The 22,218-nt window shown below is 70.6% G+C and carries 12 protein-coding genes; 4 read left to right on the top strand and 8 right to left on the bottom strand.

Annotation, left to right across the window (positions count from 1 at the left end; all coding sequences use genetic code 11):
- The first annotated feature begins 116 nt into the window (after positions 1-116).
- Positions 117-4,709 (top strand): ATP-dependent helicase, encoded by a 4,593-nt coding sequence (locus JHY01_RS24025; RefSeq protein ID WP_205328248.1) that lies wholly within the window; start codon positions 117-119, stop codon positions 4,707-4,709.
- Between the two features lie 79 nt (positions 4,710-4,788).
- Positions 4,789-5,076 carry a glutaredoxin domain-containing protein gene (locus tag JHY01_RS24020; protein ID WP_205328247.1) on the top strand — a complete coding sequence of 96 codons (288 nt, stop codon included), beginning with the start codon at positions 4,789-4,791 and terminating at the stop codon, positions 5,074-5,076.
- Positions 5,077-5,119: 43 nt separating this feature from the next.
- Here JHY01_RS24020 and JHY01_RS24015 read toward each other — a convergent pair whose 3' ends face one another.
- From JHY01_RS24015 to JHY01_RS24005, 3 genes are all read right to left on the bottom strand, one after another.
- Complete coding sequence (locus tag JHY01_RS24015) at positions 5,120-6,397, bottom strand: cellulase-like family protein (RefSeq protein ID WP_205328246.1); 1,278 nt, start codon at positions 6,395-6,397, stop codon at positions 5,120-5,122.
- Positions 6,398-6,491: 94 nt separating this feature from the next.
- Complete coding sequence (locus JHY01_RS24010) at positions 6,492-8,804, bottom strand: beta-galactosidase (protein ID WP_205328245.1); 2,313 nt, start codon at positions 8,802-8,804, stop codon at positions 6,492-6,494.
- The gene (locus JHY01_RS24005) at positions 8,801-12,340 is read right to left on the bottom strand and encodes a DUF5107 domain-containing protein (protein WP_205328244.1); all 3,540 of its coding nucleotides are present in this window, start codon (positions 12,338-12,340) and stop codon (positions 8,801-8,803) included. The genes JHY01_RS24010 and JHY01_RS24005 overlap by 4 nt, the downstream gene beginning before the upstream one ends.
- A 29-nt stretch (positions 12,341-12,369) precedes the next feature.
- Between JHY01_RS24005 and JHY01_RS24000 the strand changes: the two genes are divergently transcribed.
- Positions 12,370-13,299: an AraC family transcriptional regulator gene (locus JHY01_RS24000; RefSeq protein ID WP_205328243.1), complete on the top strand. Its 930-nt coding sequence runs from the start codon at positions 12,370-12,372 to the stop codon at positions 13,297-13,299.
- Between the two features lie 50 nt (positions 13,300-13,349).
- Entirely contained in the window at positions 13,350-15,416 is a 2,067-nt protein-coding gene (locus tag JHY01_RS23995; protein ID WP_275889899.1) for a beta-galactosidase, read from the top strand.
- 53 nt (positions 15,417-15,469) lie between these two features.
- Here the strand turns inward: JHY01_RS23995 and JHY01_RS23990 are convergent, their stop codons facing one another.
- From JHY01_RS23990 to JHY01_RS23970, 5 genes are all read right to left on the bottom strand, one after another.
- On the bottom strand, positions 15,470-16,420 hold the full coding sequence (locus tag JHY01_RS23990; protein ID WP_205328241.1) for a glycoside hydrolase family 43 protein: 951 nt from the start codon (positions 16,418-16,420) through the stop codon (positions 15,470-15,472).
- Entirely contained in the window at positions 16,410-18,836 is a 2,427-nt protein-coding gene (locus JHY01_RS23985; RefSeq protein WP_205328240.1) for a glycoside hydrolase family 2 TIM barrel-domain containing protein, read from the bottom strand. The genes JHY01_RS23990 and JHY01_RS23985 overlap by 11 nt, the downstream gene beginning before the upstream one ends.
- Positions 18,837-18,931: 95 nt before the next feature.
- A complete protein-coding gene (locus tag JHY01_RS23980) occupies positions 18,932-20,584 on the bottom strand; it encodes a hypothetical protein (protein WP_205328239.1) in 1,653 nt (550 codons plus the stop codon).
- Between the two features lie 86 nt (positions 20,585-20,670).
- A complete protein-coding gene (locus JHY01_RS23975; protein WP_205328238.1) occupies positions 20,671-21,630 on the bottom strand; it encodes a carbohydrate ABC transporter permease in 960 nt (319 codons plus the stop codon).
- Between the two features lie 14 nt (positions 21,631-21,644).
- Positions 21,645-22,218: ABC transporter permease subunit (locus JHY01_RS23970; protein ID WP_205325150.1), on the bottom strand; the 574-nt coding region annotated here is incomplete at its 5' end.

Genomic DNA, 22,218 nt, shown 5'->3' with positions numbered 1-22,218 from the left:
CGGCACACCAGGCCACACCCTACCGCAACTGCGCCGCAGGCGGCCGGGGCGGCAGTGGACGATGAGGTTCGGCGAACCCGGTGGTCGTGTCGGCGGTTCGGGGCACGATTGTCGGTATGGCCGCACCTCGCAAGTCCGCGCTCGAACGATTCTCGCCCGCGACCGCCGCGTGGTTCGAGAGCGCGTTCGAGGCTCCGACCGCAGCACAGGAGCGCGCGTGGCAGGCCCTCGGCGAGGACAAGGACGTTCTGGTGGTCGCTCCGACCGGGTCGGGCAAGACCCTCGCCGCGTTCCTTTCCGCGCTCGACGCGCTCGCCGCGACACCGCCGCCCGAGGACCCGAGGCGGCGCTGCAGAGTGCTGTACATCTCACCGCTCAAGGCCCTCGGCGTCGACGTCGAACGCAACCTCGCCGTCCCGCTGGAGGGCATCCGCGCCGAGGCGGCCCGGCTCGGCCTGCCCGAGCCCGAGATCCGCGTCGCCGTGCGCTCGGGCGACACCCCGCCCTCCGAGCGCCGCTCGATCGCGGTCCGGCCGCCGGACATCCTCATCACGACACCCGAGTCGCTGTTCCTGATGCTGACCTCGAAGGCGCGAGAGGCGCTGGCGGGCGTGGAGACGGTCATCCTCGACGAGGTCCACGCCGTGGCGGGCACCAAGCGCGGCGCGCACCTCGCGCTCTCCCTCGAGCGGCTCGACGAGCGTTTGGGGCGGCCCGCGAGGCGGATCGGCCTGTCCGCCACCGTCAGGCCGGTCGAGGAGGTCGCCCGTTTCCTCTCCCCGCAACGGAACGTCGAGATCGTGCAGCCGCCTTCGGGGAAGGTGTTCGACCTGTCGGTGGTCGTGCCGGTCGAGGACATGGGCGACCTCGCGGCCGCCCCGACCGCGGGCACCGGCGCGGCCGCCGAGGCCCGCGCGGCCGGGTCGATCTGGCCGCACGTCGAGGAGCGCATCACCGACCTCGTCGAACAGCACCGGTCGACCATCGTCTTCACCAACGCCCGCCGCGTCGCCGAGCGGCTTTCGAGTCGGCTCAACGAGATCGAGCATGAGCGCCGGACGGGCCGGAACCTCCCCGAGGACCACGGCCCGGCCGAGTCGATGGGCAACGCCTCCGCGACCCCGGCCGCGCCGCAGGTCCTGGCCCGCACCCACCACGGCTCGATCGCGAAGGAGCAGCGCAAGCAGGTCGAGGAGGACCTCAAATCGGGGCGCCTGCGCGCCGTCGTCGCCACCTCCAGTCTGGAGCTCGGCATCGACATGGGCGCGGTCGACCTGGTCGTGCAGGTCGAGGCCCCGCCTTCGGTCGCGTCCGGACTGCAGCGCGTCGGCCGCGCCGGGCACCAGGTCGGGGCGGTCTCGCGCGGCGTGTTCTTCCCCAAGACCCGCGGCGACCTCATCCAGTCCGCGGTCGTCGCCGAACGCATGCGGGAAGGCGCGATCGAAGCGCTCACGATCCCCGCGAACCCGCTCGACGTGCTCGCCCAGCAGATCGTCGCGATGTGCGCGATGGACGACTGGACCACGGCCGACCTGCTCGCGGCGGTGCGCCGCTCCGCCCCGTTCGCCTCGCTCCCCGAATCCGCGTTCGAGGCCGTATTGGACATGCTGGCGGGCCGGTACCCCTCGGACGCGTTCGTGGAGCTGCGCCCCCGCCTGGTCTGGGACCGCGCCACCGGGAACCTGACGGCCCGCCCCGGCGCGCAGCGCCTCGCCGTCACCTCCGGCGGCACGATCCCCGACCGGGGCCTGTTCGGCGTCTTCCTGGCCGGTACCGATCCGAAACGCGGCGGCGGCCGCGTCGGCGAGCTCGACGAGGAGATGGTCTACGAGTCGCGGATCGGCGACGTCTTCTCCCTCGGCACCTCTTCCTGGCGCATCGAGGAGGTCACCCGCGACCGCGTCGTCGTCTCGCCCGCGCCCGGCGTGCCCGGCAGGCTCCCGTTCTGGATCGGCGACAACCTCGGCAGGCCCCTCGAACTCGGCCGCGCCCTCGGCGCCTTCACCCGCGAGATCGCCTCGCTGCCACCCGACCGCGCCCGCAAGCGCCTCAACGCCGCCGGGCTGGACGACTACGCCGCCCGCAACGCCCTCGCCTACCTCGACGAGCAGCGCGAGGCCACCCGCCACATACCTGACGACCGCACCATCGTCGTCGAGCGCTTCCGCGACGAGCTCGGCGACTGGCGCGTCGTCGTCCACTCCCCCTTCGGGGCCCGCGTCCACGCGCCATGGGCGCTCGCCCTCGGTGCGCGCCTTCGGGAACGGCACGGCGTCGACCCGCAGCTGATGCACCACGACGACGGGATCGTGCTGCGTCTGCCCGACACCGAGGACTTCGGTTTCGACCCCGCCGACCTCGCCTTCGACAAGGGCGAGATCACCGACCTCGTGACCGAGGCCGTCGGCGGCTCGGCCCTGTTCGCCTCCCGCTTCCGCGAGGCCGCGGCCCGCGCCCTCCTGCTGCCCCACCGCCAACCGGGCAAGCGCCAACCGCTGTGGCAGCAGCGGCTCCGCTCCTCCCAGCTCCTCGAGGTCGCCGCCCAGTTCCCGTCGTTCCCCATCGTCCTCGAGGCCGTCCGCGAGGTCCTCCAAGACGTCTACGACGTGCCCGGCCTCGCCGAGCTCATGGGCGACATCGAAGCCCGCCGCGTGCGGCTCGTCGAGGTCGCCACCCCGGAGGCCTCGCCGTTCGCGCGGTCCCTGCTCTTCGGATACGTCGCGCAGTTCATGTACCAGGGCGACACCCCGCTCGCCGAACGCCGGGCCGCCGCGCTGTCCCTCGACTCACGGCTCCTCGGCGAACTCCTCGGCCAGGCCGAACTGCGGGAACTGCTCGACCCGGGGGCTCTCGCATCCCTTGAGCGCGAGCTGCAATGGCTCACCGAGGACCGCCGGGCACGGAACGCCGAGAGCGTCGCCGACCTGCTGCGCCTCCTCGGGCCGCTCCGCGACGGCGAACTCGCCGAGCGCGGCGCCGAACCCGCCTGGGCCGCGGCGCTGGCCGAGGCCGGGCGGGCCTTCCGCGTGCGCATCGCCGGTCGGGACCACTGGGCCGGGATCGAGGACGCGGGCCGCCTCCGCGACGCCCTCGGCGCCGCGCTGCCCGACGGCGTCCCGGACGCCTTCCTCGAGCCGGTCGCGGACCCGCTCGGCGACCTCCTCGCCCGCTACGCCCGCACCCACGGCCCCTTCACTGCTCATGAGGCGGCGGCCCGCTTCGGCCTCGGCACCGCCGTCGCCGACGGCGTCCTGCAACGCCTCGCCGCCGACGGCCGCCTCGCCGGGGGCGAGTTCCGGCCCGGCGGCGAGGGCCGCGAATGGTGCGACCCCGGAGTGCTGCGGCGCCTGCGCCGCCGTTCCCTTGCGGCCCTTCGTAAAGAGCTCGAGCCCGTCGCCCCTGCCGCGTTCGCCGCGTTCCTGCCCGAGTGGCAGCACGTCGGCGGCGGCCTCAGCGGTGTGGACGGCCTCGCCCGCGCCGCCGAGCAGCTCCAGGGCGTGCCGGTTCCCGCCTCCGCGCTGGAGAAGCTGATCCTGCCCGCCCGCGTCGCCGACTACACGCCCGTGATGCTCGACGAGCTCACCGCCTCCGGGGAGATCCTGTGGGCCGGGGCGGGCGCCATCCCCGGCAAGGACGGCTGGATCGCGCTCTATCCGGCCGAGACCGCGCCGCTGTTCCTCCCGGAGGCGCCGCCGTTCGAGGCAGGGCCGCTCCACAGCGCACTGCTCGACGCCCTCGCCGGCGGATTCGGGCTCTTCTTCCGCCAGCTCGCCGAGCAGACCCGGGTGGAGCACCCCGAAGCCTCGGACGCCGGGCTCGCCGAAGCGCTCTGGGACCTGGTCTGGGCCGGGCGCGTCACCAACGACACGCTCGCCCCGCTGCGCGCGTACCTCGGCTCGGGCAGCGCCCCAGGCGCGACCGCCCACCGGGCCAAGCGCTCGGCCCCGCGCGGACGCTACTCCCCCGGCGTGGGCTCGGGCTGGCGCGAACTGCGCGCCGGGACCGGCATCGCCGTCATGCCCACAGTGGCTGGACGCTGGTCGCTGCTGCCCGCTCCCGCAACCGATGCCACGGTGCGGGCGCACGCGCTCGCGACGACGCTCCTGGACCGCCACGGCGTGGTCACCCGCGGGGCGGTGGCCGCCGAGGACGTCGAGGGCGGCTTCGCGAAGGCCTACCGGGTCCTCTCGGTCTTCGAGGAATCCGGCAAGGCCCGCCGCGGGTATGTGGTCGAAGGCCTCGGTGCGGCCCAGTTCGCCGTCGACGGAGCCGTCGACCGCCTGCGCGCCGTCGCCGCCGACCGCGAACGCCCGCACGAGCCGGGCACCGTGGTCCTGGCCGCGACCGACCCCGCCAACGCCTACGGCGCCGCCCTCCCCTGGCCCGAACCGCCCTCCGGCGCGGGCCACAAGCCGGGCCGCAAGGCCGGTTCGCTCGTCGTCCTGGTCGACGGCGCGCTCACCCTCTATCTCGAACGCGGTGGCAAGACGCTGATCGCCTGGCCTGCAACCGAATCGGACAGCCTCGCCGACGACGACCGGATGCGGGACGCCGTCGGCGCCCTCGCCGAGGCGGTCCGCTCCGGTGCCGCCGACGCGCTGTCCATCGAACGCGTCAACGACGCTTCGGCGCTCTCGACGCCGCTCGGCCCGCTCCTGGAGGCGGCGGGTTTCCACCCGACGCACAAGGCGTTCCGGCTCCGCCCCTGACCGGCGGGGTGGCGCTCCGGGTGGCGCCCGCCGGTCGAGAGGCGTACGCTTCCTCACCGCTGCAGGGAGAGGAACCGCCATGGCAGACGCCGAAAGCCGCGAAACGAACGCCGCACCGACGCTCCGCGTATACGGGGCCAAATGGTGCGGCGACTGCCGCCGCACGAAGCGGCGGCTCGACGAGCTCGCCGTCGGGTTCGACTACGTCGACCTCGAAGCCGAACCGGCCGCCGCCGACGAGGCGCGGCGCATCTCGGGCCGGACGAACATTCCCGTCGTGGTCTATCCGGACGGCTCCCACCAGGTCGAGCCGAGCAATGCCGAGGTCGAGGCGAAGCTCCGCGAGCTGTCGCTCCTCGGCGCCTGACGGCGCCGGGCCCGGTCCGGCACCGGCCCGGGCCCGTCCGCCATTACAGCCGAGCGAGCAGTGCGGCGTTGCATTCGCGCTGCAGCGCTTCATCAGTCCACATGGGATGCTGTGGCGCCGCGTTGGAGCAGACGATCGAGCCCCAGGCCCCCACCCGCACGGCATGGGCGATCGCGTCACGGCAGATCTGGGCGCCGACCGGCCCTTCCTCGAAGCGGCCGTCGCGGGGCGTGTAGCCGACCCAGCCCTCGCCGAAGAACAGCGGAACACCGAGTCGCTTCGCGTGGTCGGCGGCGACGTCGATCCAGTCGCGCAGGCGGTTCGCCATCGCGATCCGGTGCGCGCCATAGCGGTCGTAGAGCCACCGGTCGAACTTCTCGGGGTCGCACCAGTCGTGCACGTAGATCTCGGCGGGCTGCATGATCGAGGCCCGAAGCTTCCACGCCTTCGACTCGGGCAGCCGCCATTCGGCGAGCGGCGGAGCGCCGGGGCGGAGCAGTTCGGCGTCGGCGCGCTCCTGCGGGAACAGCGCGGGGTCGCGCCGGAGCCCGAACTCCTCTACGAGGTCGTCGAGGACGCCGTAGACGTAGGGGTGAAAGCCGAGCGCGGTCGCGTTGCGCGGCAGGCCGCGCAGGGACCCGATCGGGACGCCGCCGTAGTTCGGTGCGCACAGGACCTCGGGATGACGGGCCCGGAACGCGGCGATGCCCGCTTCGAGGCGGCCCTGCAACTCGACGACCGCGTCCTCGACGCCGGGCAGACCGGCGGTGAGGTGTCCGATCTGGACTTCATTGTGCGGCTCGACGCATGCGATGACATGCGCGAGGCCGTGTTCGGCGAGGAAGTCGACGAGGTCGGCCTGGGCTTCGGCGAGAACCGTGGGCCGGTCTTCGGGGTCGACGGCGTGCAGGGCCTCGTACCAGGCGGGGTCGTCGGCGAACGCGGGGCTCTGCTGGTACTCCCAGGAGGAGGCGATCACCTTGACGCCGTGCCGGTCTGCGGCACGGAAGAGTTCGAGCAGGTGGGCGCGCGCGTCGATCACCGTCGGCTCGCGCACGTCGTACCAGCGCACCCGGGAGGCGTAACCGTCCGAGGCGGTGGCGCCGCCGAGCGGTTCGAGGCGCAGTGCGGAGGTGTCGATGCCGGACTTGAAGAGCAGGAAGGGCATCGCGCAGATGCGCACGGCGTTGTACCCGAGGTCGACGGCGCGGGCGAAGGCGGCGTCGAGGTCGGCGAAGGGTTCGCCGGGACCGGTGCGCACGTACCAGGAGAAGTCCCAGAGGGTGATCGCGAGGCGTTCGGGCAGATGGTCGGGTGTCACGATTGCTCCTTGCGGTTCGGAAGTCATGGTCTCGGCCCGATGGTCGAGCTTGAGACGAGTTGCGCGCGTGGCGGACTGCCGCGCCCGGGAGACGTCACCGCGCGCCTTCGGCGCGGAGGCGAACCCTGCCGATCTTGAGGAGCGTCGCCGATGCGACGGTCACGCCGTTGTCCACCTCGCGCACTGACGGGTCGACCCAGACGCCCGCCTCCAGTTGCCACGGCAGGAGTTCGAGCCGCACGCCGTGCTCCGCGACGGCGTCGCGGTGCGGCGTCAGGTCGATGTCCCAGACGCGACCGTGCCAGAAATGGTCGGACACGAAGCGGTCGCGGATGTGGGCGCGACCCGCGTCGCCGGTCCATTCCACACGCAATAGGGCCCGGTCGGCACCGGTGAAATCGGGGACATCGATGTGCACGACCGCGGCCCCGGCGTAGTCGGTCGGGGCGCTCAAGCGCCCCATCGGGCCGCCGCGTTCAGGTTTGGGAGCAGGACCGGCCGCTCGGAGGATCGCCACAGGCAAGCGAACGGGCACGGCGTCATTCGTGCGCAGTGTCCATGTCCGCCAAAGCCCTTGATCCTGGGGCGGCTCAAGGTCGCCGTCTTCGGCGGCGAACGCCTCGGGCGCAGGCCAGAGGGCGATACTCGCCTCCGGAGCCTCGGGGTTGACGACAAGGTCGCCCGCATCGGCGTAGACGGGGGCATCGGCGAGGACGAGCCGATCGCGTCCGGCGATCGGGAGTCGGTAGAGGCGGTTCGCGCTCGCCTCGTCGAGGACCAGGATCCGCACGCCTTCCAGCTGGATGAGGCAGTCCGGGCCGGGCGGCCTCGGCAGATCCACGATGGAGCCGTCCCCGAGCACCAGTTCGACCGGGACGCCGTCGGTGGCCGCGAAGACCACCAGTGGGCCATTCCCGTCGGCCAGGCGGGTGAGGACTTGCGCTGTGGCGCTGCGGAGTTCGAGATCAGGTGTGAGCGGGTACCGCAGCGGCCAGACGAGGGAGCGCCCGGCGGGAACGTCGATCGGGAGGGTCGGCACGGTCACGGCCGCGTCGTCGAAGCGAACGGTGAACTGGACCCCGCGCTGTTCCGCGATGGGGCGCTTCGGCGGCTGGTAGGTCGTCAGGAACAGGTAGCCGCTGCGCCCGTCGGAGCGCACGGCCCAACGAAGATCCTCAGGGTCCTCGCCGCCACCGCCGATGTGGGCGGGCATCGCGGCGATCCGGTGGCCCTCTTCGCGCAGCCAAAGGTGCTGGCGCCGCAGGTAGTGATGATGCGGGCGGATCTGGCCGTGCTCGCCGATCGGCGCATGGAAGTCGTAGGAGAGCGCCGGCACGTCGTTCGGATAGCCGGTGGCCTGTGATTCCTGTTCGGTCCCTTGGGCTCCGGTGCGCTGCGTGCCGCCCGCGTACAGGTAGTAGCCCTGCCAGGCCGAGCCTGACCCGAGCTTCGCCAGCGCGAGGTTCGCGACGTCCTCGGCGGAGACGAGGGGCCTGCGGTGGTAGGCGACGTGCATGCCGCCACCGAGCTCGCAGGTCGCAAAGGGACGAAGGTCGTCGGGAGTCGGCTCGGTGGCGGCGGTCCCGTCGAGGGCTTCGCGGAGGTCGGCGCCGACGCTCAGGTCGTCGCGGACCTCGGAGTAGCGGAAGTGCAAGGGCGCGAATGCGGGCCATTCGGTGGCCTCGTCCTCCCAGAAGCCCTCGGCGTAGGCGCCGTAGACGGGCAGCAGGGTGTCGGGGACCTGTGCGCTTCCCCAACCGGTGGCGGTCCAGATCGGGACGCGCAGGCCGGCCTCCTCGGCGATCGTTCGGAGGGTGCGGAGGTGTTCGGGTTGGTCGTACAGCTCGTTGTCGACCTGGGCGCCGATGACCGGTCCGCCCTCGGCGTGGGTCAGGCCCTGCAGTTGGGCGGCGATCTGGGCGTATAGGGGCCGTACGAGTTCGAGGTAGGCGGGGTCGTCGGTGCGGGGTTCGAGGTCGCGTTCCAGGAGCCAGTCGGGGAAGCCGCCGTTGCGGTACTCGCCGTGCGCCCAGGGGCCGAGACGGGCGACGACGTCGAGGCCGTGGGCGGCGGCGAGTTCGGTGAAGGCGCGCAGGTCGAGGTTCCCGGTCCAGTCGAAGCGACCGGGCTCGGGTTCGTGCGCGGCCCAGAAGACGTAGGTGGCGACCGAGTCGAGGCCGCCGGCGCGGGCGTGACCGAGGACTTCGTTCCAGCGTTCGCGAGGGAGGCGGGAGTAGTGGATCTCGCCGGTGATCGGGAACCATGGGCGGCCGCCGCGTTCGAGGTGCCGGCTGGTGACGGTGATGCGGTCGGGCGTGCCGGCGGGCTCGCCGTAGGGCAGGTGCCCTCGAACGGGCGGTTCGGGGGTGGCGACGCGCAGGTTGCGGCGGGTTACCCGGTCGCTCATGTCGTTCCTCCGCCCAAGCGCGCGTTCACCGCATCCGACTCGGTCGCGGCGGCTCGCGCGGCGGCGTTGAGCGGGTCCCTTTCCAGGGCCTCGCGGGCGAGGATCGCGGCGCGTCCGGGTTCGCCGTCCAGCAGCGCCAGCTGCGCGCGCAGCACCAGGATCCGAAGGTCATGGGAGGCTTGGAGGTCGGCGGTGAACAGGAGCATGGCGGGCAGCGAGGTCGCGAAGTAGTCGATCTTCGCGGTGGCACTGGCCTGCTCGTCGATGTACCGGGCGAGGTCATCGCGGAGCGCTTGGGCCGCTTCAGGGTCGCCCAAGCGGTGAAGCGCGGTGACCGCCGCGGCCGTGTGCTCGGAGTGGGCGTGCACCCTCATCGTCTGGAAGTCGCCCTGTTGGGAGGCGGCGGTTCGCCAAGCGGCACCGGCGCCTTCGGCGTCGCCCGCCGCCGCCAGGGCGTCGCCGAGGGCGAGGTGGAGGTCGGCGGTGTTGGCGAGCGGGTGGCGGGCCTCGCCGAGGTTCGCGGGAGGCGCGAGTGCGGCTCTGGCGTGGGCCACGGCCACGTCCGGCCCGCTCGCCGCCGCTCGCGCGGTCTCGGCGTCCGCCAGGCCGCCTTCCGTACGTCCCTGTCGTTCGGGCTCGGTGTCGGCCGCCATCGCCTTCGACTCGCGGGCTGCCGCCACGCTCGTGTCGCCTCCGGCGAGTGCTCGGCGCACGACTGCGAGATGCGCGTCCTCCCAGGCGGCCAAGACCCGTCCCTCGCCGCCTTCCCATGGCTGGAAGGCCCGGCTCGCGAGCACATCGAGGGCGTCGCCGGGTCGACCGACCGCCGTGAGGAGCTCGGCGAACTGGACCGCGAGATCGTCGCGTGCCGCAACGAGGTCTCGTCGATCCTCTAGGACGGCGAGGCGTTTCGCCGGATCGACACCGCGCCGGGCGTCGAGCTGGTCGGTCTCGTAGAGCAGTCGGGCGTCATCGGGCGCGGCCGCGCGGGCGCGGTCGTACCAACCGGCGGCGCGCTCGGGGTCGCCTTCGACGTTGTGTGCGGCCACGCCGAGATTGCGCAGCACCACCGGGTCGCCTGTCACTGCGGCGACTTCCCAAGCGGCAATCGCCTCGCGATGACGGCCGGCCGCATATAGCCGATGCCCGGCGAGTGCGGCGAGGACCGGGTCGCGTGGGCGGCGTCCGCGAAGCCGCGCGAGCGCGTCGTCCTCGGTCCGCGACGGGAAGCACCGGGTGCGGTCGAGTCCGTGGACCTGCTGCAGCGCGAGCTCAGCGGCGTCGTCTTCGCCGCGTTCGAAGGCGAGGTCGGCGCGGTGGAGCCACGCGAGGGGTGCGACGTTGACCTGGCCTGGAGCGGGGGCGATCGCGGCAGCGGTCTCGAAGGCGGCGGTCGCGGCCGCGTCTTCGCCGATCAATCGGTATTCGAGGGCGACGTCGAGCGCGATCGTCGGATCGGTCGTGGGTACGGCATCGAGACCGAGCCGAACGGCGAGATCCCGGGCCCATGCGTCGAGTGGGTTGTCGTGCAGCGTGTCTCGCACGATCTCGGCCGCGCGGGTCCGGTCACCCTTCCTGAGCATCGCGACGACGAGCAGGTTGCGGGCCTGCGTGCGGCGCGGACTGCGTGCGACGACCTCGCGGAGTTCGGCCTCGGCGTCGCGGCCGGCGGCGAGGTCGAGCCTGGCGGTCGCGACGGCGGCGGCATCGGTCCATGCGCTATCCCATAGTGCTTTCCCGAAGGCTGCCTTGGCCTCCGACTCGCGGCCCTGGCGGGAGAGGACGACCCCGAGCCGGTAGTGGGCCTCGCCGTCGCGGGGGTTCGGATTGCGTCGGGTCAGGCGCTCGACTGCGGCGCGCAGATGCGCTTCGGCTTCCTCGAGCCTCCCGGCGCGGGCCAGGCGGGCCGCCGGCGCGGTGTTGCAGCGGGCGTCGCCGGGGTCGCGGCGCAGGGCCTCCCGCCAGTAGGGCTCGGGCGAGCGGGTCGCGTGCCGGTACTGGTCGAGGTGGAGGCCGGTGAGGTACAGCTCGTCGGTCGACTCGATCGTTTCTGGCGCAAGCGGTTCGGTTGCCGAGGCGGCCGCTTCCGGTTCGGCGGGACCAGTGCGCGGCCGCCAGGACACGAGCGTCCTGCCGCCGTGTTCGACCACGAGTTCGCAGTCGGTCGGCTCGATCGCGACCGCGTCGTGCCCGCCTTCAAGGTCGAACTCGGCGACGTGCGGCGTTCCCGGTGCGAGGTCGGCCTCGAGCTCGTAGAGGGTGCGGGCTCCTGCCCGGAGCCGGATCCGCGCGCCGGGCCGCGGGGCGGTGACCGCGGCTGCGATCCGCACCCGGTTGCCTTCCAGGTCGAGTCGGATCGCGGCATCCAATGTGGCCTGGTGGACGGGGCCGGTGTCCTGGATCGGATACCAGTACTGGGAGAAGGTCTTGGTCTCTCCTGGAGCGAGGAACGCGAAGTCGGGCTGGTTGTCGGTGAAGACCCCGGCCATGAGCTCCACATAGGGTCCGCCGTCGTCGGTGAGGTGTGCGTCCCAGGCCCACCCGAACGGGGCGTTGCCCCAGGTCCACTGCTTCTTGCCGGGGGCGATGCGGTGGTCGGCCCAGTGCACGAATCCGGCGCGGGCGGCGTGGTCGTAGCCGCCGAAGAAGTCGTCCTCGCTGCCGAGGCACATGTAGGAGGTGGGGACGGGGAGGTTGCGGTACCAGTCGAGGCGGTCGCCGTCGGGCTGGTCAGCAGTGCGGCGGGCCGGGTAGTCGACGCCGTAGTAGTGCCCCTGGGCTGCAGGGAAGGTGGTGGTGGCGCGCTTGGCGTGGTCGGCGACGAGGCGCACGTCGGTGGGGAAGAACGACTGGTAGTCCTCCCCTGCTTCGGCGGCGACGTTGGCCCACCAGAGGAAGGTCTGGACGTCGTCGCCGCGGTTGACGAGGTGGCCGCGCAGTTCGATGAGCGCGTTCGCGGGCCGCAGCCTGATGCCGTGCATGCCCTGCATGCGGGCGAACGGGTCGTGGTCGGAGCACCAGACGGTCACCGAGTCGTCCGCTTCGGGCTCGATCAGGGTCTCGACCGGGAGGTGGGTCGCGGGGCGGTGGTGCTGGGGCCAGTTGAACTCGACGCCGCCGGAGATCCAGGGGCCGGCGAGGCCGACGAGGGCGGGCTTGATGACGTCGTTGCGGTAGAAGAAGTCGTACCCGCGGGTCTTGTCGAGTCCGATGTGGATTCTACCGCCGAGTTCGGGCAGGATCATCAGCCGCACGTACTCGTTCTCGAGGTGGATCGCGTCCCATTCTCGCGGGGCTTTCTCCTTCGCTATGGCGTCGATGAACGGCAGCGGGTAGACCGCGCCCGAGGAGCCCTGGTAGACGCGCTGGTCCAGGTACGCCGGGTACCGGTCGGGCGCGGCGGGCGCGTAGGAGTCGATCGCGACCGGCTCCCGCCAGGCCTTGACCGGTCGGCCCGCGAGTGCGGCCGGGGCCTCGGGTAGGACGATTCTCGACGGCTCGGTCGGCATGGGCTCGACCTTACGAGGGCTTGACATGCCTGTCGATGGTCATTTCACTGGAGGGCATGGACGAAACCACGGTCGATGGCGGCTCCGTGATCCGCGACGGCTTCTCCGGGCAGCGGATGCTCGTGGTCCCGCGCGGGGCGGTCGCGAAGGCCCTGCGGCACCCGGTGACGGGGAAGCTGATGGTCACCGACGCGGGCCACTTCCCGCACGCGGCCCGCCATGGCCGCTCCCGCCCGCGCGGCGCGCGCGAGCACGTCCTGCTGGTCTGCACCGATGGCACGGGCTGGTGCCGCACCGAGGGCACCAGGTTCACGGTCTCGCGCGGCGGCACGGTGCTGCTCCCGGCCGACCGTCCGCACGCGTACGGCGCCCTCGACGCGGACCCGTGGACGCTGTGGTGGTTCCACTTCACGGGTGTGGACGCGGCCGATCTGGTCCGGACCGCGCACGCGGCGGCGGGAGGCCCGGTGACGCACCTCCGCGATCCCGCGCCGGTGGTGAGCCTGGTCTCGCAGGTCATCGACGCGCTGGACTCCGGGCTGACCGCGTCGGCGTTCATCGAGGCCGCCGGGGCCGCCTGGCACGCGCTCACGCGGGTGGTCGCCACCGGGCGGCGCGGCCCGGGATCCGATCTGAGTCCCCTGGAGCAGGCCGCGGCGCACTTGCGGGCCACCGCGCCGCGCCGCACCTCGGTCACCGTGCTCGCGGACATGGTGGGGCTCAGCGCTTCCCAGCTCACTGCGCTGTTCCGCGAGCGCCTTGGCGTCACGCCGCTGCAGTTCCAGGTGCAGTTGCGGATGACCCGTGCCCGGGAGCTGCTCGACGGCACGGATCTGCCGGTCGCGGCCGTCGCCCGCGAGACCGGCTACGAGGACCCGATGTACTTCTCGCGCCAGTTCACCCGCGTCCACGGGGTGAGCCCCACGGTGTACCGGAGCCGGGCGCACGGCGCTCGCATCGCGGGATCCGACCACGATCCGGGTTGACAATCGGTGGCATTGCCATAGGGTCTTGATCGGTAAATAAACGGTGCCGAATGAAGGAAGTACGTCTCGTGAGCCGGAAGATCGTCCGCCACGCCCCCATCGTCAAGGGCGTCCCCCACCTCCTGCACGGTGGTGACTACAACCCCGACCAGTGGCTGAAGTCCAAGGACGCCACCTGGAAGGAGGACATGCGCCTCGCCCGGCTCGCCGGGGTCAACACCCTGTCGGTGGGCATCTTCGCCTGGGCCGCGCTCGAGCCCGAAGAGGGCCGGTACGAGTTCGGCTGGCTCGACGAGATCATGGACCTCATGGCCGAGAACGGCATCACCGCCGTGCTCGCCACCCCCTCCGGCGCCCGTCCCGGCTGGATGAGCCACCGCTACCCCGAGGTCCTGCGGGTGAACGGCGACCGCACGAAGAACCGCCACGGCGGCCGCCACAACCACTGCCTCACCTCGCCGGTGTACCGCGAGAAGACCCTCGCCATCAACACAGCGCTCGCCGAGCGCTACGGGAAGCACCCCGCCCTCGGCGTCTGGCACCTCTCCAACGAGTACGGCGGCGAATGCCACTGCGACCTGTGCCAGGAGCGGTTCCGCACGTACCTCCAGAACAAGTACGGGTCGCTCGACGAGCTCAACGAGGCGTGGTGGAGCGCGTTCTGGGCCAAGACCTACGGCGACTGGTCGCACGTCGAGTCGCCGAGCACCCACTGGCGCGGCGAGCAGGACATCCACGGCCTGCACCTGGACTGGATGCGGTTCACCACCGAGCAGTTCGTCGACTTCTACCTGCACGAGGCCGCGCCGCTCAAGGCGATCACCCCCGAGATCCCGTGCACGACCAACCTCATGGGCACCTACCCGGGCATCGACTACTACCGGCTCGCCGAAGTGCTCGACGTCGTCTCCTGGGACTCCTACCCGCAGTGGAGCGGCACCGAGCGCGACGTGCGCACCGGCGTCGAGGCCTCGTTCCACCACGACCTGACGCGCAGCCTCAAGGGCAAGCCGTTCATGCTCATGGAGTCCTCGCCGTCGGCCACGAACTGGCGGCCGGTCGCCAAGCTCCACCGCCCCGGTGTCCACCTGCTCCAGTCGCTGCAGGCGGTCGCCCACGGCTCCGACACCGTGCAGTACTTCCAGTTCCGCAAGGGCCGCGGCGGCTCCGAGAAGTTCCACGGCGCGATCGTCGACCACGAGGGCACCGAGAACACCCGGGTCTTCCGGGACGTGGCCGAGGTCGGCGAGCGACTCGCCGGCATGGACGCGGTCGTCGGCACCTCCACGCCCGCCGACGTAGCACTCGTCTACGACTGGCCCAACCGGTGGGCCCTGGACGACATGAAGGGCATGCTCCAGCAGAACACCGGCTACGCGCGCACGGTAATCGACCACTACCAGTCGTTCTGGCAGCAGGGCGTGCCGGTCGACGTGATCGACGGTTCGCTCATCGCCGCCGCCGGCGGGCTGGACCGGTACAAGGTCCTCGTCGCACCGATGCTCTACATGCTCCGGCCGGGCGTCGCCGAAGCCGTCGACGCGTTCGTCCAGCGCGGCGGCACCTTCGTCGCCACCTACGCCTCCGGGTACGTCGACGAGAACGACAAGACGTTCCTGGGCGGCTTCCCCGGCCCGCTGCGGGAGACGCTCGGCGTCTGGGCCGAGGAGATCGACGCGCTCTACCCGGACGACCGGAACGCGATCGCGTGGAACGGCAGGGAGTACGAGGCGTTCGACCTGTGCGAGCTGATCCACGCCGAAGGCGCTGAAGTCCTGGGCGCGTACGGCTCGGACTTCTACGCGGGCCGGCCGGCGCTCACCGTCAACCACCGCGGCGCGGGCCGGGCGTACTTCATCGCGGCGCGCACCGGAGCGGACTTCCTCGGCGACTTCTACGGCTCGCTGATCGCGGAGACGGGCGTCGAACGCGCCCTCGACGCGGAACTTCCGGCGGGCGTCACCGCCCAGGTCCGCAGCGACGGCGACACCGACCACGTGTTCGTGCTCAACTGCAACCCGACCCCCGCGACGGTCGACCTCGGCGAGCAACTGCAGCTCGACCCGTATGGCATCGCCGTGCTCGAACGGCCCCGCAAGGGCGGCAACGCAGCCTGAAACTGAGACAGGCGGGGCCGAGCGATTCGCTCGGCCCCGCCCGTTCGCGTCCGTCAGGCCCAGGCGGCGCTGAGGCGGTCATACTCCGCGGCGGTCACCGGGAGCACGACGCCGTGGCAGGGGTCCTCGGGCAGCCCGAAGTCCTCGCAGGGCGCCCATGCCCCACCCGCGAGGTCGGTGGTCTCGAACGGCACATAGCGGCGTTCCGCCGTGAACTCGTCGATCCAGAGGTACCACTTGTCCTCGGTGTTCGACTTGTACACGAGCGGCCCCTCCCCCTGGCTGATCGGGCCCAGGCCGATGCCCTCGGCCAGCGGCGCCCACTCGCCCATCAAGGAGGTCGCGGTCTCGGAGAAGATCGACTTGCCATGCGGCACACCGTGCGTGCGGCTGCGCTCGTCCTTGAGGAAGCGGTAGTAGACGCCCTCGTGCTCGATCACCGTGGCGTCGATCGTGTTCCAGCCCCGGTCGATCCACACCTGCGGCTCGGAGAACGCACGGAAGTCGCGCGTGGTCGCACACATGATCCGGTTGTAGCTCTCGCCCTCGTGCTCGGGATTGTCGAAGAGCGTCGAGGACCAGTGGACGAGGTAGGCCTCCTGCTCGGGGTCCCACACCGTTTCGGGCGCCCAGGTGTTCCCGGCCTCCGGCGGCGCGACCTCCACCAGGCGGCCCTCGCCCCAGTCCACCAGATTCGCCGACTCCCACACCATGATCGAGCGGCTGCCCCAGCGCTGATGCCGGTCCCAGTCCATGCTCTTGTACAGGCACAGGTCGGTCGCCACTATGAAGAACCGGTCGCCCTCCGGAGAGCGGACGATGTGGTGGTCACGCACCCCGCCTTCGCCCGAGGTGGAGCGGAGGACCGGCTTGCCGCCGTTGAGGTCCTTGAACCGCAGCGGGTCGTTGCCCTCGCTCAAGGCGAAGTAGACCTGCTCGCCGTCGGCGTCCTCGCGCTTGAAATACGCGTACAGGTAGCCCGCGTATTCGGGTTCAGTGGACACGGATCTCCTCGATGTCGATGGGCTGCTCAGGGAAGAACACGCGGACCGCGAGCGCGGTCCGCGTCTCGAACTCGATTCGGACCGAGCGCTCACCGCCCGGTTCCGCGTGGTGCATCGGTGTGAAGGTGCGGCCGTCCTCGGCCGTCTCGACGGTCCACGGATGGGCCGGGGGCTCGGCGAAGTCGATCTCGATCCGGTTGATCCGGTACTGGAACTCGAGGCTCGGGGCGATCCACTCGCCTGGCTCCTGCCGCTCGGCGCGCCAGATCGCCGCGCCCGGCTCGGTCGCGTTGCCGCCCTTGAAGCCCGTGGCGGTGCTGCTCGTCCTCACCGGACGGTAGGCCGCCAGCGACATGAATCCGGGCACGGACGGCGGCTCGGCCAAGGACGGGGCGGGCGGCGGCAGCCGCCGCGCCGAGTTCCGTGCCGGCTTCGCCGGGCCGGTCGCGAGCAAGGTCAGCTCGGCCGGTTCGAGGCCCTCTCCGGTGGCGCGAATGCGCTGCACCCCAGGAGCATAGGCCCGCATCTCGATCGCGCCCGCGCCGTCCCACATGCTGAAGTCCTCCGGGGACAGCGTGATGGTGTCGCCCGATGGGAACACGCCCTCGCCTTCGATCACCGCGAGGGTGACCGGCCGGTCGTCGGCGACGTGGCGGCCGTCCGCGTCGAGGAGTTCGAACTCGATCCTCGCGTCGCCGGTGCCGTCGGTGGGGATCGTGTCCGCATCGGACTTCAGGCGAATCGCGACGGCGGCGCCCGGTTCGGGGAACTCCGGCGGCGCGATGCCGAGCAGCCGCTCCCGGTACCAGTGGTAGGCCCGCTTGGGCCTGCGGAAGTAGTCGGCCAGGCCCATGAGCCCGGACCCGGGCGCGATGGTCTTGTAGTGGAACGCGCACCAGAAGATCTTGCCCGAGCGCCACGGATAGTCGGTCTCGACGCCGTGCTCCCACTGCACTTCGTACTCGCCGGGGCCGTTGCCGAGCGTCCCGTGGTACTCGGTGACGACGCTGGGGATACCGGGGTTCATGTACAGCTCGGCGCCGTCGCCGTTGTATCCGGCGATGTCGCCGAGCACGTCGAAGCCCCGGCGCTGCACGCCACCGACGGCTGCGGGCCGGGTCGGGTCGATCTCCTTCGACAGCGCCACCAGCTCCGAAGTGAGGGCCTTCGCCTTCGGGATGACCTTGTCGTCGCTGAAGAACGCCTCATTGCCGATGCTCCAGGTGATGATGCTCGGGTGGTTGCGCTGAGTGCGGATCATCGCCCGCAGAGCCCGGCGCAGGCTCTCCTCGAACTCCGGCTCGTCAGCCTCCTCGACCGGATAGGCGCTGGCGAACCAGTAGCCCTCGGTGTCCTCGCCGCCGATGCCCCAGAAGTGCAGCTCGGACCAGAACAGGAGGCCCTGGCGGTCGCACTCCTCGGCGAAGTAGGGGTGGTGGGGGTAGTGGGAGCCGCGGATGATGTTCATTCCCAGCTCCTTCACCATCGCGACATCGCGGCTGATCGACGCGCGCGTGCCCGCATCGCCCCAGCCGCCCCGGTTCTGGTGCACATTGGCGCCGTGGAGGTCGAGGTGCTCTCCGTTGAGGAAGAACCCGCGGTCGGCGGTGAACTCGAACCAGCGGAAACCGAACGAGGTCTGCTGCGAATCCCTGGCGATCCCGTCGACCGATACCGAAGCCGTCAGCTCGTAGCAGTGCGGGTGATTCGGATGCCACAGGAGCGGATCGGCTACGGCCCCTTCGAGTTCCACCACCGCGCACGACCGTGCCGGGATCGTGCGGCGCACGGACGGCAGGGCCGCGACCGACCCCTCGGGATCGGAGACCACCGCCGCCACATTGACGTGGATCGGGCGCGGCTCGTCGTTGACCACCTCCACGCTCGCGGCGACGGTGGCGAGCTCGCGGCTCACTTCCGGTGTGGTGACACCGATGCCGTACCAGTCGATGCGGACCCGGTCGGCGACGATGAGACTCACATCGCGGTAGATGCCGCCCGCGAAGCTGTAGTCCCCGGCACGCGGCGCCAGGCGCGGGTTCCACAGGTTGTCGACACGCACGAAGACCTCGTTGGCCCCAGCGACGACAGCGTCGGAGAGGTTGACGGTGAACGGCGTATAGCCGCCCTCGTGGCGTCCGACGAAGCGGCCGTTGACGAACACCTCGCAGGTCTGGAACACGCCCAGGAACTCGAGGGCGATCCACTTGCCCAACCACGCCTCGTCCACGTCGATCACCCGCCGGTAGCAGCCGTGGCCGACGTAGATGCGGTGCGCGCGGAAGTCCGGCTGCTCGAACGAGTGCGGGAGACCGACGTCGTACCAATCCCGTTCCGGGGCTTCGGTTTCCGCACCGGGGTGCTCGCCGAAGTCGAACTTCCAGTCGTCGTTGACGAACTGCTGCACGCGGATCATGTGCCGGGGCCCTTCTGTTCAGGTGTCATGGCGGTGGGCCGCCTCCAAGTCTTGACCCCGGAGGCGGCCCACCCATAAGGGGGAAAGGAACGGTCTTACTTCGAGGCGTCCCAGGCCTCTTGATAGATCTCGACGTACCGTTCGGCGCCGAGGTCGGTGAGGTTCTGCTGGAAGTCGGCCCAGTCCTCATCGCTCCCGATGTCGCGGACGCCCGTGACGAACTCCGCGCTCGCCTGGACGACGAAGTTCTCCACGTTGGTCTGGATCGTCGAAAGCTCGGTGGCGGTCTCGCCGGTCACCCCGACTTCCCAGTACGGGAACAGCTCATCGGACTCGTGGCCCTCGTAGAGCTTGGTGGCCTCGAACAGACGGCGCTCGTAGCCCTCGGGGGTGTGGATGTCGGTCGCGGTGACCTGGCTGTTGCGGAACTCCGCGTCGCTGAAGAACTGCGCGATCGGACCCCAGGAGTTGTTCGCGCCCTCGCCCTCGGGAGGCGTGAGGGTCTTGAAGTTCGGCTCCAGGGCCTCGTCGAGGGCCACATCGCCTGCCTCGGGCCGGGACCAGTTGACGCCCTCGACGCCGAACTCGCCCTGCAGGTGCCCCTCGTAGGAGACCATGAAGTCGAGAATCTGCATGAGCTTCTTCTGCTTGGCCTCGCTGGAGCGGTTCGTGATCACGAAGGTCGCGCCGGGTGCGGCGCCCGCGCCGCCGCCGCTGTAGGTCGCGTCGCTGCCGTTCGGTCCGGTCAGCGGCGGGACCGCGTCGTACTGCCCGTAGCGCCCGTCCTCGTGGTCGTCGGTGACGAACCACGGGTGCATGACGGCGACGGATCCGAGGATCACGCCTTCCGCGCTGTTGCCCTTGGCGTTGAGCGCCTCGCCGTTCTGCGTGAACGCGCCCTCGTCGATCAGGCCGTCCTCGTACAGGGAGTTGACGTAGGCGATCCCATCGCGCCATTCATCCCGGGTCGGCTGCAGGACGACCTCCCCGTCGACGGCCCCGAGCGTGGCCGGGGTCGTGCCCTCGGCGTTCGAGTACATCTCCGCGGTGTAGACGTACGGGTTCATCAGATACGAGAGCAGCGAACCGCCGCCCGCCGCTGAGAGCGGGATCTCGTCGGCTTCGCCGTTGCCATTGGGGTCCTGCGTCTTGAACGCCTCAAGCACCGTCCGAAGCTCTTCGGGCGTGGTGGGCCGGGGCAGGCCGACGGCCTCCAGCCAGGTGGAGTTCATCCACAGCTTCGAGGGATACGAGCAGTGGTAGCAGTCGTTCCACGCGGGAATCCCCCAGATCTTCCCGTCCGGGGAAGTCGCCAGCTCCTTGAAGCCGGGTTCCTTCTCGAACGCGGCGGTGAGGTTCGGGGTGTCCTCGCCGATCAGGTCGTCGAGCTGCACGAGCACACCCTGGCCGCCGAGCTTCACCAGCTCGTCGCTGGAGAACTGGTCGACCCACGGGATGAGCATGTAGGCGTCGGGGTAGTCGCCGCTGGCGAGGGAGATCTGCCGCTTCTCCCCGGCTGCGGCACCGTCCCAGGTGGTCGTCTCGAACTCGAGGTCGACGTCGAACTGCTCCTCGATCACCTTCGTGAAGGCGTTCGTGTCCAGGTCCGCGTCGTCGCCTTGCGGCGCGAAGATGGTGATCACGTTGTCCGGGGTGGTCTCCGGCTCCGAAGAGCACGCGGCGAACGCGCCGGTCGAGACGGCGAGTGCCGCTCCGGCCGCTGCCGCTCGGACGAAACTGCTGGTCATCGTTGACTGCCTTTCGGTTGAGGAGTTGACGGGACTGGAGGGGAAACGCCGTGGAGCCGGTCGCGGCGAAATCGGGGGGCAGCGCTCTAGCCCTTCACCGAGCCGAGCATCACGCCCTTCGTGAAGTGCCTGGCCACGAACGGGTACACGAGCATCACGGGCACTGTGGACACGACGATGAGGGAGAACTTCATCAGGTCGGCCATCTGCTCGGCCGCCATCTGATCGGCGAGGTTCGTGCCGCCCGTGTTGTTGACGATCAGGATGTTCCGCAGCACCAGCTGCAGTGGATACAGCTCTTCGCTGCGCAGGTAGATCAGGGCGCTGAAGTAGGAGTTCCACTGCCCGATGCCGTACATGAGGGCGATGACCGCCAGCAGCGGCTTCGACAGCGGCAGCACGATCGACCACAGGAACCGCAGATCACTGGCGCCGTCGAGCTGTGCCGCCTCGTACAGCTCGCCCGGGATCGAGGAGCGGAAGAACGTCATCGCGATGAGCACCTGCCAGGCGCCGATAGCGGCCGGGAGGATCAAAGCCCAACGGGTGTCGAGCAACCCGAGGGCGCGAACGACCATGTAGGTCGGGATCAGGCCACCGGAGAACAGCATGGTGAACAGGACGCCGCCGATGAGGACCTTGCGGCCCACCAGTTCTGAACGTGAGAGCGGGTAGGCGATCATCACCGTGAGCGCGACGCTGACGAGCGTGCCGACGACGGCGTAGAACAACGAGTTGCCGAAGCCGGTGAGGATGGCGTCGCTGGTCAGCACCGCTTTGTATCCGATGAGGGTGAAGTCCACGGGCCACAGGAACACCCTGCCGCCCGACACGGCCGCGGGGCTGGAGAAGGAACTGGCCACGATGTTGATGAGCGGCACCAGCACGATGAGCATGAAGGTCGTCAGGAGGGCGTAGACGCCGACCATGAAGATCCGGTCCACGCGGGTGTCCTGCACCTGGGTGGCGCGGCGGCGCTTCGGCTTGCGGGCCTTGGCCTCGGGGGCGGCTTCAGGTTCGGCCCGGGTCGCGGTCTCGAGTGTCATTGCGGGGGCTCCCTTCACCAGAGTCCGTTGCCGGTCACGCGCTTGGACACGGTGTTCACGGCCAGGAGCAGGATGAGGTTGATGACGGAGTTGAAGAGCCCGATCGCCGTCGCCAGGCTGAAATCGGCGTTGAGCAGGCCGATCTTGTACGTGTAGGTCGCGATGATCTCCGACTGCGAGAGGTTCAGCGGGTTCTGCAGCAGGAACGCCTTCTCGAAGCCGATCGCCATCACCGAACCGACGCTGAGGATCATCACCACCACGACGGTGGGCGCGATGCCCGGCAGGTCGACATGCCAGATCTTCTGGAGACGCGACGCCCCGTCGAGGCGGGCGGCCTCGTACAAGCTCACGTCGATCCCCGCCAGAGCGGCCATGTAGATGATCGCCGAGTAACCGGCGGTCTGCCAGATGTCGCTCCAGACGTACACACTGCGGAACGCGTCCGGGTCGGCCAACAAGTTCGAGTCCATCCCGAAGAAGCCGAGGACGTCGGCCATGAAACCGATCCTGGGCGAGAAGATGAGGATGAGCATCGAGACGACGATGACCGTCGAGATGAAGTGCGGCGCGTAGGTGACCATCTGG

This window comes from Glycomyces sp. YM15 (genome assembly GCF_016918015.1).
Lineage (GTDB): Bacteria > Actinomycetota > Actinomycetes > Mycobacteriales > Micromonosporaceae > Glycomyces.
The sequence above is the reverse complement of the archived record's forward strand: the minus strand, read 5'-3'. Positions and strand labels throughout refer to the sequence as shown.